This window comes from Bartonella sp. AC130YNZD (assembly GCF_042196865.1).
GTDB lineage: Bacteria > Pseudomonadota > Alphaproteobacteria > Rhizobiales > Rhizobiaceae > Bartonella.
This window is the reverse complement of record NZ_JBHIQZ010000007.1, coordinates 90,636-103,543: the sequence shown is the minus strand read 5'-3', so window position 1 is coordinate 103,543 and position 12,908 is coordinate 90,636. Positions and strand designations below refer to the sequence as shown.

General features: G+C 37.6%; 10 protein-coding genes. 5 read left to right on the top strand and 5 right to left on the bottom strand.

The window, feature by feature from the left end; all coding sequences use genetic code 11:
- Nucleotides 1-51 precede the first annotated feature (51 nt).
- The 5 genes from ACFINU_RS04600 to ACFINU_RS04580 all read left to right on the top strand — a co-directional run bounded on the left by ACFINU_RS04600 (nucleotide 52) and on the right by ACFINU_RS04580 (nucleotide 4,716).
- Nucleotides 52-1,089 carry a tyrosine-type recombinase/integrase gene (locus ACFINU_RS04600; protein WP_375618253.1) on the top strand — a complete coding sequence of 346 codons (1,038 nt, stop codon included), beginning with the start codon at nucleotides 52-54 and terminating at the stop codon, nucleotides 1,087-1,089.
- 236 nt (nucleotides 1,090-1,325) lie between these two features.
- Nucleotides 1,326-2,252, top strand: a complete 927-nt coding sequence (locus ACFINU_RS04595) for a D-2-hydroxyacid dehydrogenase family protein (protein ID WP_375618252.1) — start codon at nucleotides 1,326-1,328, stop codon at nucleotides 2,250-2,252.
- A 280-nt stretch (nucleotides 2,253-2,532) separates the two neighbouring features.
- A complete protein-coding gene (locus ACFINU_RS04590; RefSeq protein WP_375618251.1) occupies nucleotides 2,533-3,123 on the top strand; it encodes an MFS transporter in 591 nt (196 codons plus the stop codon).
- 14 nt (nucleotides 3,124-3,137) lie between these two features.
- Nucleotides 3,138-3,686 carry an MFS transporter gene (locus ACFINU_RS04585; RefSeq protein WP_375618250.1) on the top strand — a complete coding sequence of 183 codons (549 nt, stop codon included), beginning with the start codon at nucleotides 3,138-3,140 and terminating at the stop codon, nucleotides 3,684-3,686.
- Nucleotides 3,687-3,888: 202 nt separating this feature from the next.
- A complete protein-coding gene (locus tag ACFINU_RS04580; protein ID WP_375618249.1) occupies nucleotides 3,889-4,716 on the top strand; it encodes a TauD/TfdA family dioxygenase in 828 nt (275 codons plus the stop codon).
- A gap of 672 nt (nucleotides 4,717-5,388) precedes the next feature.
- Here the strand turns inward: ACFINU_RS04580 and ACFINU_RS04575 are convergent.
- The 5 genes from ACFINU_RS04575 to hflK all read right to left on the bottom strand — a co-directional run bounded on the left by ACFINU_RS04575 (nucleotide 5,389) and on the right by hflK (nucleotide 12,864).
- Nucleotides 5,389-7,188, bottom strand: a complete 1,800-nt coding sequence (locus ACFINU_RS04575) for an acetolactate synthase 3 large subunit (protein ID WP_375618248.1) — start codon at nucleotides 7,186-7,188, stop codon at nucleotides 5,389-5,391.
- A 271-nt stretch (nucleotides 7,189-7,459) separates the two neighbouring features.
- Nucleotides 7,460-8,332, bottom strand: a complete 873-nt coding sequence (gene miaA, locus ACFINU_RS04570) for a tRNA (adenosine(37)-N6)-dimethylallyltransferase MiaA (protein WP_375618247.1) — start codon at nucleotides 8,330-8,332, stop codon at nucleotides 7,460-7,462.
- A gap of 778 nt (nucleotides 8,333-9,110) precedes the next feature.
- Nucleotides 9,111-10,634, bottom strand: coding sequence for a Do family serine endopeptidase (locus ACFINU_RS04565; RefSeq protein WP_375618246.1), 1,524 nt, complete (start codon nucleotides 10,632-10,634; stop codon nucleotides 9,111-9,113).
- A 149-nt stretch (nucleotides 10,635-10,783) separates the two neighbouring features.
- On the bottom strand, nucleotides 10,784-11,722 hold the full coding sequence (gene hflC, locus ACFINU_RS04560; RefSeq protein ID WP_375618245.1) for a protease modulator HflC: 939 nt from the start codon (nucleotides 11,720-11,722) through the stop codon (nucleotides 10,784-10,786).
- Between the two features lie 2 nt (nucleotides 11,723-11,724).
- Nucleotides 11,725-12,864, bottom strand: a complete 1,140-nt coding sequence (gene hflK / locus ACFINU_RS04555) for an FtsH protease activity modulator HflK (protein ID WP_375618244.1) — start codon at nucleotides 12,862-12,864, stop codon at nucleotides 11,725-11,727.
- Nucleotides 12,865-12,908 lie beyond the last annotated feature (44 nt).

Genomic DNA, 12,908 nt, shown 5'->3' with positions numbered 1-12,908 from the left:
TTGTCAAAGAATGAATATTACGAAACCGCACTCTCTAAGATGTAAAATACCATGCCTAAACCACGTCCTCCTCATCTTGTCAAAGAAGTCACACGTCATGGTAAAATTATATGGTATGTACGTATTGGTCATGGACCACGTATTAGAATACGCGGCACCTATGGAACGCAAGAGTTTGTTGATAACTACAAAAGCGCACTTGCCGAGTTACAAGGGCTTATACTTCCTAAATCAAAAACTGGTAAGCTAGTCGAAGGTTCATTCGCATGGCTCCTTAAACAGTATTTTAACAGCTCCAATTGGCATAGCCTCGCTAAAGCCACAAAGAGACAAAGAGAATACACTCTTATGAAAGTGTGCGATACTATAGGACACATTTCATACCAAGCAATAGAAAAGAAACATATCATAGCCGGTGTTGAACGGCGCAAAGAAACACCAGCAATGGCTAGAGACTTTCTACAATCCCTAAATGGGCTTTTTAAATGGGCGATTGAACAAGGACTTTTGGAAAGCAACCCTACTTTAGGTATCACAAGACCTCCTCTTAAAAATAAAGAGGGCTTTCCCGTTTGGACAGAAGAAGATGTTGAAAAATATTACCAACGCTGGTCACATGGTACCCATGAACGTGTTTGGATTGATGTTCTTCTTTACACGGGTCTGCGTCGTGGTGATGCGGTCCGCATTGGCTGGAAAGACGTCAAAGATAATATCATTCACATCAAAACAGAAAAGAGCCAATTTAAAACAGATGTCTTTCTCCCAATTTTGCCAGAATTAGCCAAAACGCTTGAAGTTGGTCCTATTGGAGAAGAAACATTCATTTGTGGTAAACGCGGGAAAAAAATACCCAAAAAAAGCTTCGGAATTACATTTTATAATGCTTGTACCCAAGCAGGTATCAAAAAATCAGCGCATGGCTTAAGAAAATTAGCAGCAACACGCGCAGCAAATTCGGGTGCAACGGTATCGCAATTGAAAGCACTCTTTGGCTGGACAAATGACAGTATGGCATCTCTTTATACCAAGAGCGCAGATCGCAAAAAACTCGCTCTTGAATCGATACAAAAGCTCCAAAAAAGTTAGGGATAGAGACAAAAAAACATAATAGAATCAATAAGCACCTAATCCCTTACTACAAATATAACTTTTTGATTTAATTATTATTTGTTACCGTTGCTAGAAATAACAATAAATCAAGGGGTATAATTTGTTAATAGGCTTGGCGTTATGTCAAAATATCAGCGATGAGATTGCTTTTTGGTTGTTTTAGAAATGAAATAATGAGCTCAAATATTGATGAATGAAACGGAAGGTTTAAATTGAAAATATTAATTCCAGATGACTATCAAAAAGCCACTCTAACATTACAGTCTATTACAAAATTAATGACATCACATGAAGTGCTGGTTATAAATAATTTAGCTAAAGAATGTGATTTAGAAGATAAGCTCAAAGAGATCGATATTCTTATCTTAATCAGAGAGCGGACTATAGTTGATAGAAATCTTCTCCTGAAACTGCCAAATTTAAAATTAATCTGCCAAACAGTCCCTATAGGTTCACATATTGATATAGAAGCTTGTAGAGACTTAGAAATTGAAATATTAGACGGTGGTGGAGATCCAACTTCTGCTGCTGAATTTGCGTGGCTCTTAATTATGTCTGCGCGTAGAAAACTCTATAAATCTGTATCTGATATGAAAAAAGGACGATGGCAAACAACATTTGGCAACCAAATGAAAGGGGCTACTCTTGGAATATTCGGATTTGGGCGTATTGGTAAAATGGTTGCTCAATATGCTCAAGCTTTTGGCATGTCCATTTTGGTTTATGGGAGCGAGCATTCAACGCAAGAAGCAAGAAATTTAGGTTATCATTTTACGCATTCAAAAGATGAATTTTTTACACGTCCTGACATTATATCCATCCATTTACGTTTAAGTGATAAAACCAGAGAAATCATTCAATTAGATGATCTATTGAGCATGAAACCTCATGCTATTTTTGTCAACACAGCACGTTCAGCTTTGGTTGAAAAAGGAGCGATAGAAAAAATACTCAGTTTGGAAAATTCAACTTACTTTGCACTGGATGTTTATGACAGCGAGCCAGTATATGAGAGCAAATTATTGCAATCAGATAGAGTTCTTTGCACACCGCATCTGGGCTATGTGACTGAAGAAAGCTTTGAGAATTATTTTGAAAAAGCTTGCCAAAATATAGCTTCTTTTATAAAGAGCACTTAATGCTGGCTGAGCCAATGTTTGTAAAATTTATCTTATATCGCTAGCGTATCAAATTTGCACGACACATAATAGCTTATTTCCTTAAATTAAGCATATTCCTTAGCTTTCACATTAAGACCAATCGTATTGACAGATTTTTATGTAATCAGCATAAAATACCTAATTTATTGTTGCAAGCATTATTAAAAAAGGCTACTTTATTGGAATACAATTTAATTGGAGGGGGGCTGAGTGAGCAATAATAAATTTATAGAAAAAAATTATTATAGATTGGATTGTATTGCTTGTTGCCACTATCGCTCAAGCATCAGCCTGCTTCTTTGTTCAAGGGATTGGTCCTTTAGCTGAATTTTTTAAGAAGGATTTCTCGCTTAGTGACTCTCAAATATGTTTGCTGTCTTCAGCAGCGCAGTTCCTACCTATTATTGGATTACTTGTAGCTGGTGAATTACTAGACAAGTTTAACGAGCGCTATATTGTTGGCGTTGGCGCACTCGGCGTTTCTATCGCTCTTTTATTGGGAGCAATTGCAGAAAACTATATTTCCCTTTTGGTTTGTTTGCTCATTGTAGGGGGATTTTATAGTTCTGCTCAACCTGGTGGCGCTAAATCTGTTTCTGCATGGTTTCCACAATCGCAACGCGGATTTGCAATGGGAATAAGGCAAGCGGGGCTACCATTAGATGGGGCATTAGCTGGGATGGTTCTTCCTGCGAGTGCGCTTGTCTATGGCATACAAGGTGCGTTTTTGGTCGGTGCCATCGTTTCTTTTTTAGGGGATGTATCTTTATTATTTTTTATCACGCACCAGCAAAAGTTGTCGCTATCGTTCCAAAAAGCAAGGCAAAAGTTTCGTTCTATGCAAATGTAAAGTCTCGTCTTGCGATGTTAACTGCACCGCATATGAAGAATATTATTTTTTCAGGCGTTTCACTTGTGATCGTTCAATATGTTTTAACCATTTTTATAACGATTTATTTTTATAGAATCTATCAGCTGTCCTTAAATAAAAGTGCTTATTTGTTTTTTGTTTCACAGGCTTCTGGTGCCTTAGGAAAAATTATTTTAGCAGCGTGGAGTGATCATTGTAGAAAAGGACGATTTTTTCCTGTCTTGTTTTGCATGATTGCAGTCGTTTTTGGATTTTTAATATTAATTTTAGGCATGAGTGGATCCATAATTTATTTAACTATTTTATCTGCTTGGTTAGGTTTTTTTGGATTAGGATGGTATGGCCCTTGGGTTGCTTATATTGTAGACTCTTCGCCGAAAGAAAGCGTTGGATTTTCTCTGGGTTTAGCAATGTCTGTAAATCAAATCGCAATTATTACTGCTCCACCATTATTTGGATTAATCCAAGATTTTACAGACACTTATGTACTAACATGGCTAATTTTAATTATTGTTTTTTCACTTTTCTTAATAAAAAAGTAGGGAAATATAATTGGGGAGGAAATTATAGTAATAAATGAAAATACTTTTGAGTTGAGCAATGGCGAAAGAGACAAACTTTGGGAGGCTTTGGACCATGTTATTTATGATCCATACGGTGGTATTGAATATTCGGTTAAGCTAAAAAAAAATAGCATTTTCGCTGCTACCCCATAGAATATTGACAATTCTTATGAATCAAAAGATGTCTATTACCCCTAGAGCATATTTAATCTTTGAAAACCTTCCAATTGATAGACAAATTAATACGTCACCTAATCCTTATAATTTAGATGCGTCTTGTAAAAGTGGCTATATTAGCGAAAATTTAATTATGATGTTTTCTTTATTAATCGGAGAGCCTTATTCAATTAAATTTGAAGGCGAACATATAGTAAACAACCTAGTTCCTTTAGAGGATAATAAAAAAGATTATACAGGATTAGGATCTGAAGTTGAGTTAGATTTTCATATAGAAAATGCTGCACTAAAATTTATAAGAGGTTTAAATTTATCTCCTAAAGGGATCCTTTTATCTGGTGTTCGCAATGATGTTGATGGCCCGTTAACGAGAATATCTGATGCACGTCTCGCTTTAAAACTTTTAAATGAGGAGGATTTGAGGAGCTTAAGGGATAATTTATATATAATTAATGTTCCCTATAGATGGAGAAAAAATGGGGTAACCTCTACAAGTAAAGTACCCCTCGCTCAAGGGGACGGTGAATTCCCAGATATCAGCGCTGTTTTTTATCCAGACATGTTAGAGCCACAGTCAAAAAAAGCCAAGGAAGCTTTAGATCATTTTTATGAAGCTATTAAGGCTGTATCTTTTGGAATTGATGTACAACCAGGAAGATTATTATACATTGATAATAGAATGTCCCTACACTCTAGAGATAAATTTTTTGGATCATTTGATAGTTATAAAAATCCAATGCGATGGATTCAAAGAGTGTTTGTGTCTGCAGATTTATGGAATCATAGATATATAGAACAAATAAAAGAAAGAGTATTTGATTTTCAATGTTAATGTCCTGATAATGATATGATGTTGAGTATTATTCTGGTTTATATATATATTGATGATACATCTCATATGTATAAATTTCTCCCACATAATCAGGTGAGGTTACTACCTGATTATAAGCTATGGTGGCCAATTGATTTTCCATGGCTGTATTTGGTCTTTATTATTTCTGCCCTTCCTTCAGTCCGCTAGGGGGATTCTCCTATCAAGCCCTTGAAAGAGCGATTTGAAGTAATTTCATAATGCGAAACCAAAACATAGTGACAAACTTTTCTATTGTTTTCACAAGTATGACGGTTTGCATGGTTGCACCCTTCAAGCACAGTGGATTTTTTCTTGCACGATGGAATCTTTCATATATGAGACAACATAATTAATTTATAACAGATAATTCAATGTATTATCTAAAAAATGCAACGAGATAGCTATTAATGTGAACATATGAATTAAAAAAACAAACATCGCGTACAAATAAATTCAAACATAATTGGGCACACGACTTATAACATTTTTTAGATGAACAAATAATAATACACCCCATGTCTTTAAACACAGAATGAAAATCATAAAATGAGCTCTAAGGATAATAGAAACTCTCCACAAAGAAGAGAAAGAGATGAAGACTCCAAAGACTTCATCATCACCATCCTTCACTATTTTATTAATATATTCATTTTATACAAGAATCTTTCCCTCAGAAGAAATAGCATTTGCAATAGCTTCTTCGCTTGCCTCATCGGGTAATAACATCTCATTATGAGCACATCCCGATGGGATCATAGGAAAACAGTTTTCTAAATGATAAACACGACAATCAAAAAGAACAGGCTTATCACAATCAATCATCTGCTGAATTTTATCATCAAGTTCATCGGGTTTTGAACAATGAATTCCCACGGCTCCATAAGCTTGTGCCAATTTCACAAAGTCAGGCATAGATTCCGTATAAGAATGAGAAAGACGATTACCATGCAGCAATTGCTGCCACTGGCGGACCATTCCCATATACTGATTATTTAAAATGAAAATTTTCACCGGTGTGTCATGCTGAATAGCTGTTGCAAGCTCTTGAATATTCATCTGAATGGAGGCATCACCAGAAATACACACAACAAGCGCATCAGGATGCGCTATTTGAACACCTATAGCAGCAGGTAAACCATACCCCATCGTTCCAAGACCACCAGAAGTCATCCAATGTTTTGGTTCATCAAAATGATAATACTGCGCTGCCCACATCTGATGCTGCCCGACATCCGTTGTGATATAAGCGTTCGCATCTTTGGTAAGAGCATACAGCCGTTCAAGAGCATATTGCGGCATAATGACATCTTTTTTCTCCGCATATGCCAATGAATTACGAGCTTTCCAACGGTTAATTTGCGTCCACCACGCCTCACGGACTTCACTGTTAAACGCTGGTTGCTGTATCTTTAAGAGTTGCGTCATATCTCCTAAAACACAAGCCACATCACCAATAATTGGAACTTTTGCTTTTACAATTTTATTGATAGAAGAAGGGTCAATATCAATATGAATAATACGCGCATGAGGTGCAAATGCATCAAGGCGCCCCGTGATACGATCATCAAATCGTGCTCCAACAGCTAACATGACATCACAATCATGCATGGCCATATTAGCCTCATAGGTTCCATGCATTCCAAGCATTCCAAGCCAATTTTTACCGGAAGCAGGATAAGCACCAAGTCCCATTAATGTTGAAGTAATCGGAAAATCCCCCAATTGAACCAAATTACGTAAAAGCTGTATAGCTTTCATCCCCGATGAAATAACACCACCACCAGAATAAATAATAGGGCGTTTTGCCTCAACTAAAAGAGAAACGGCAGATACAATAGCCTTAGTATTCCCTTTCATCGATGGAAAAGAATGTAAAGACTCCTGAACTTGAGGTGCTCTATAAAATCCTGAAGCAAATTGAACATCCTTAGGAATATCAATCAAAACCGGCCCAGGACGACCTGATTGAGCAAGAAAAAAAGCTTCATGAATAATAGCCGCAAGATCATTGACATTTTTAACCAGCCAATTACGCTTCGTACAAGGCTTTGTAATTCCAACTGTATCAGCCTCTTGAAAAGCATTTGTTCCAATCACCGTTGTTGACACTTGCCCAGAAAAACAAATAAGAGGTATCGAATCCATAAGAGCATCTTGCAAAGGTGTAACAGCATTCGTTGCCCCTGGACCAGAAGTCACAAGCATAACCCCTACCTTCCCTGTGCTGCGTGCATAGCCTTCAGCCGCATGCCCTGCGGCTTGTTCATGGCGCACCAAAATATGCTGGAGTGTATCTTGGTGATAAAGAACATCAAAAATAGGCAAAACAGCCCCACCAGGATAACCAAAAATATGTTCAACGCCTTGATCTATAAGAGCTTGAACCACTATTTCAGCGCCCGACATTATTTTTCCATCTGCACTCTCTTGCTTTCTTGGATCATTTCTCATTTTTCCCACTCACCTACTTTATAGGACAATAAAAAAGCCCCTAACGGAGCCCATAAAAAAAGCCCCCAAAGGAGCCCATTACACAACACATACTGTATGATTACCCCCCATTATTCCAACGTATAAAATATATAAAAAATTCCTTTTAGAAAGATTTCTAATTCCATTGATACCATTCGTCAATAAAAAATTATATTTTCTAAAAAATTTCTTTTTCACGAATTATCTTTTATCTTTCGATAAGTTTCTTTGCAAAGCTCTAACTCTTTTATCAAAAAGTAAGCACCCATTCTTCATCAAATTGATTACGAAACCATGTCATTTGTCTTTTTGCATATCTCCTCGTTTGTATTTTTACCGCTTCAAGAGCATTCTCAAAGCTTCTATATCCATCCAAATAAGCCATAAACTCAGGTATACCAATAGCCTTCATTGCTGGTAAAGAAGGGGAAAGTTTAAGTTTTTTCATAGCCACCACTTCTTCTAAAGCTCCTCTTTCAATCATAGAATCCAAGCGTTTATGAATACGTTCATAAAGCAGAGGACGTGGTGGCATGAGAAGAATTTTTTTGGTCAAATTCGGCGCAATAATAGGTATTGTTTTTTGTTTCTGCCACCAACTGAGCGTCTTACCGGTTGCATCATAAACTTCCAAAGCACGGACAATACGCTGTCTATCGTGCGAAGAAATTTTTTCAGCAACAACAGCATCAATCTGCAACAATTGGCGATAAAGACTTTCAGGTCCCTCTTTATCAAGCAGCAAACGCCACTTCTGCCGCACAACATTTGGAACATGAGGGATTTCCGAAATCCCCTCTAAAAGAGCACGAAAATAAAGTCCTGTCCCACCAACAAAAATAACTGATCTTAAAGAAAAAGTAGCCAATAGCTTCTCGACATCACACAACCATTGCCCTACTGAATAATTCAAAGTAGGACTCACATGACCATAAAGATAATGGGGAACAATCGCGGTATCAGCCTCCCCCGGCCGTGCCGTTAAAATATTTAAAACATCATAAACCTGCATTGAATCAGTATTAACAATGAGAGCATTCTTTTCTTGAGCCATTTGCAAGGCAAATTCTGACTTCCCACTTGCCGTTGGCCCCGCTATTAATGTAACTGTTCTCTGTGTCATGAATAGCAATTTCTCCCAATCAATAACTTATTGCAACATGCAGACACCACCAAAGCCCCCTATGAAATTTATAAAAAATGGGCTTAATAACAACACCAAAGGAATTTCCAAGCATTTTTGCTATCATAGTTCAATAGTAAACTACAGTCATAATCATTCTGTCCGTTAGTCCATTAAAAACAAATATATTCTTTGTCATCATTTATGAAAATAATACTGAGCTTAACCTATACAATCAAACAGCTTTATTTTTTCCTATAAAAACAGTATACTAATCTGATTTATAATAGGAGATTCAGAAATTGTCTTCTTCAGGCTCTCTTTTTTATAACTATTTCTTCATCCATCACCAAGAAAGGTGTAAATATATATATATAACTAATTTAGTCTAATATGATTTTTCTCTAAGATAGTTTTTTTCAAACTGAAGTGAAAAAAAACGTTCTCCATAGCACATAAAGTACAATCACAAAGGACTAAAAGTCTCACTAAATAAAACATTATTTATAATAATAATTGACTTAAACACAAAACATAGATCTCTTATGCAGCATTTCAAAGTCTAGGCTGTTGCAAGATTGGAAACTAGCAAATCTATGATGATACTAACTTTTACTTTTATTTAACGTAGAAACAGAGCTGCCCAATGGATTTTATATTGCACACCCCATGCTCTCTATCGTGAAATGAGCTTGAGAAACATTGGACATCACATGCCTGACTTGCAAAATATCCCATTACTAAGGCTGATAAAAAACAAAAAAATAATTTTTAAGGATCAATCCATTAGGAGCGTTACGAACCGTAACTCTCCATCTGGACGCGCTACAATAAATAGAGCATTTTTGCGTCCAGCTTCACGTAATTTATGAATACGTTTTTTAGCCTCATCAATTGTTGTGATAGAACTCTGATTGATATCAACAATCACTTCACCAACGCGAATACGCTTTTTATCCGCTGCACTATTTTGTGCAACAGCTGTCACCACTAATCCTCGAAGTTTATCTGAAATTGAATAACGATGACGCAAATCCTCTGTCAGTTCAGATAACGTCATTCCCATAAATTGCATTGTCACGTTTTTCGACAGATCTTGATTTTTTTTATCAGTAACTTCTTCTGTATCTTCATTTGGATCTGTTTCAATCAAACGTCCAAGCTTAACTTTTACTGTTTCTTCTTGCCCATTGCGTAAAATAGTAACGTCCACCACTTTTCCTTCTGAACTTTCTGCAACTAAACGCGGCAAATCACGTGCATGCTTAATTTTGGAATTACCAAAGGAAAGAATAACATCTCCAGTTTGTAACTGGCTATTATCTACATTATTTTCTTCCATTTGTTCTATTTTACCAGCCACCAATGCTCCCACAGCATTTTCCAATTTTAAACTTTTTGCAATATCCTCTGTTACCGGCTGAATACGAATAGCCAACCAACCACGCCTTATTTCTCCAAAATCACGCAATTGATTAATAACAGAAAGAGCCATATCCGATGGAATAGCAAATCCAATACCAATAGATCCTCCCGAAGGTGAAACAATTGCTGTATTAATGCCAATGACTTCACCATTTCTATCAAATAACGGACCACCAGAATTGCCCCGATTAATTGCTGCATCTGTTTGAATAAAATTATCATAGGGACCAGCATTAAGATCACGGTTACGTGCAGAAATAATACCAACCGTCACACTTCCACCAAAACCATAAGGATTACCAATAGCCATAACCCAGTCACCAATACGTGCTTTTTCTGAGTCACCAAAACGCACAGCTTTTAATTTTTTACTTCCTGCATCGACTTGAAGCAACGCCAAATCAGTTTTGCTATCCTTTCCAAGAAGCATTGCCTTTAGTTTTGTACCATCCGTAAAATTAACTTCAATATCATCAGCATCTACAATAACATGATAATTTGTAACAATAATCCCTTTTTGCGCATCAATCACAAAACCAGACCCTAAAGAACGCACCTTTTGAAATTGACTATCTTTTTGACCATCCTTGGGTGTAAAAAAATCACTAAAATATTCCTCCAGCAATGAATCTTTTGGGATAACGGGTACCGAGGTGTTTGCATCCTGTTCTGTTCCTTCAACAGTCTGCGCCGTAGAAATATTCACAACTGTTTCCAAAAGCTCAGAAGCTAAATCAGGAATAGAAAGCAATGCCTTGCTTGTCTCGGCTCCCCAAGACAAACTCTCTGATCCTGATAGAAACAAAGTCACACAAAAAACAACTCTTGTGATAAAAAACTTTAAAAACGTATTTTTACTCACGACACTTCTATCCATGACATGCCTTTAATCAAAGATGCAAAGAGCCCCACTAAATTTATCTACGTAAAACCAGCACGGCTCGATACTCTCTAGCACTTTTACCATAAAAAAATGGTCACAGATCATTCTTTTCATGCAAAATCTCGTATCTGCAATCCATTATTTTATCTATTCTCTCCCGATTTTGGATCAGTTTTACTGAGGCCAGTATTCATTGTTGGTAAGAATGCTTTATTTGCCTGCAGCGGATTACGAAAATAGAAAAAGAAATCCTCATTTGGAGAAATCACCATCGGTGTTTTTTCTAAATTCTTGTATTGTTCCATCGCCAACCAAAAATCGTAAAAAGACGGATTAGCCTCCCTCGCATTCAATAAAAGACGAATACTTTCAGCTTGACCTTCACCACGGGTAATTTCAGCATCACGCTTTGCAGCTGCTACAATTTCTTCATATTCACGATTAGCTTCTGCCACAATACGATCTCGCTCCTGCTGACCACGAGCCCGGATATTTTCCGCAGCAGCTTCACGTTCAGCTGCCATTTGCCGATAAACATCTTCTGAAACAGCATCTGTCAAATCGGTTTTACGAATACGCACATCAACAATGGTAATACCCAACGAACCTGCATCTACAGAAAACTGCTTCTGTACTTCAGCCATCATCGCGCCTCGTTCATCCGATAAGGCTGCTTTAAATTCTCGCTTACCATAAACAGCACGCAAAGCGTCAATAAACCGTGGTGCAAGGTTTTCACGTGCCGCAATTTGTGGACGCCCAGAAGCAATGCGCTGTAAAAACAACTTAGGATCTGTAATACGGTAAATAAAAAACGCATCCACCTCATAATACGCACCACCACGAACCTGTACAGATTGTGTAGGAACATCGTAACGCAATAACCGATTATCAACAATGATCATCTTATCGATAAAGGGCGCCTTGAAATAGATTCCAGGATTAGATTCTACCTGAACAATTTGTCCAAAACGCTTAATTGCTACCTGTTGACGAGGATAGACAATAAAAACGGACATCCACAAAATCATCAAAACAAATACTATAGCACTAAAAACAAACAAAAAGCGAGATTGCTGCATAATTAATCTCCTCCAGAAATACGAGAATCTAAGAGTAACGCAGGACGCGCTGATGTTGCCTTTACTTTTTCCGATGACTTGCTACGCAACAATTCGTTCAAAGGCAAATAAGGCATCGCTGGAGAATTTGCCTGATCAAGAACCAGCTTATTTGGTGAAGAAAGAATCCGCCCCATCGTCTCCATATAGAGACGGTAGCGAGCAGCTTCTGGTGAAATCGCAGCCTCTCGAGCTATCGCCTGAAAACGTTCAGCACGCCCTGTTGCCTCTTCAACCATTTGTGCCTTTTCACCTTTTGCGATTTCCCGTGTGCGTGAAGCTTCACCATTTGCTAAACCAATTTTCGTAAAACGCACACGATTCCCCTCTTCAATCATTCTTCCACGTTCCTGCTCCGCCTGCTGAACAGAATTAAACGCAGCAGCAACCTTTGTCGGAGGAGCAGCTTCACTGATAGAAACACGGCTTATTTCGACACCAAGTTGATATTTATCCACAGTCAACTGGATAATCTTTCTAACGTCATTAGCAACTTCTTCTTTCTTGTCACGTAAAACATCATCAACCGGCCGCGAACCAATGACCTCACGCATTGCACTCTCAGCAACTTGGCGGACAGTTCCCTCTTGATCATTCACATTGAATAAAAACTGACTAGGGTATGAAATCCGATAATAAACGGAAAAATTAACATTAACGATATTTTGATCACTCGAAAGCATTAAACCATCACTTTGTTGCGCCTGACCGGGCTTCCCACCAATCGCGATTGTTTTTTCCGTTAAAGGTACTTTCATATAGGTCTCAATTGGCCAAAAATGAAAATGCAACCCATCACCAATAATGCCTTCTTTAGGGATGCCAAAGCGCAACTCTACCGCTTGTTCATTTTGCTGAACAATATAAATTGACTGGTATAGCCAAAAAAACACAATAAGCAGAAAGAATAAAACAGAAAGACTACTTCTCCCGAATTGTTTAAACTGATCCTGCCCTTTGCGCAAAATTTCATTAAGATTAGGACCATTTTCGCCACCATTACCGCCACCAGAACCAAAGAGATTCTTAGCTGGTGTTTTTTTGTCACCACTGTTTTTATCGCCACTCCACGGGCCACCACCATTTTGATTTGTCCAGGGCATTATCACCTCTTTAACTGATTACCACTACTCGAACACCAACCATT

Excerpts from the sequence above, each read along its gene's own strand:
- ACFINU_RS04580 (WP_375618249.1), top strand. The coding sequence starts at position 3,889 with ATGTCTATTACCCCTAGAGCATATTTAATCTTTGAAAACCTTCCAATT.
- ACFINU_RS04565 (WP_375618246.1), bottom strand. The coding sequence starts at position 10,634 with ATGGATAGAAGTGTCGTGAGTAAAAATACGTTTTTAAAGTTTTTTATC.
- ACFINU_RS04585 (WP_375618250.1), top strand. The coding sequence starts at position 3,138 with ATGTTAACTGCACCGCATATGAAGAATATTATTTTTTCAGGCGTTTCA.
- ACFINU_RS04600 (WP_375618253.1), top strand. The coding sequence starts at position 52 with ATGCCTAAACCACGTCCTCCTCATCTTGTCAAAGAAGTCACACGTCAT.
- ACFINU_RS04575 (WP_375618248.1), bottom strand. The coding sequence starts at position 7,188 with ATGAGAAATGATCCAAGAAAGCAAGAGAGTGCAGATGGAAAAATAATG.
- hflC (WP_375618245.1), bottom strand. The coding sequence starts at position 11,722 with ATGCAGCAATCTCGCTTTTTGTTTGTTTTTAGTGCTATAGTATTTGTT.
- hflK (WP_375618244.1), bottom strand. The coding sequence starts at position 12,864 with ATGCCCTGGACAAATCAAAATGGTGGTGGCCCGTGGAGTGGCGATAAA.
- miaA (WP_375618247.1), bottom strand. The coding sequence starts at position 8,332 with ATGACACAGAGAACAGTTACATTAATAGCGGGGCCAACGGCAAGTGGG.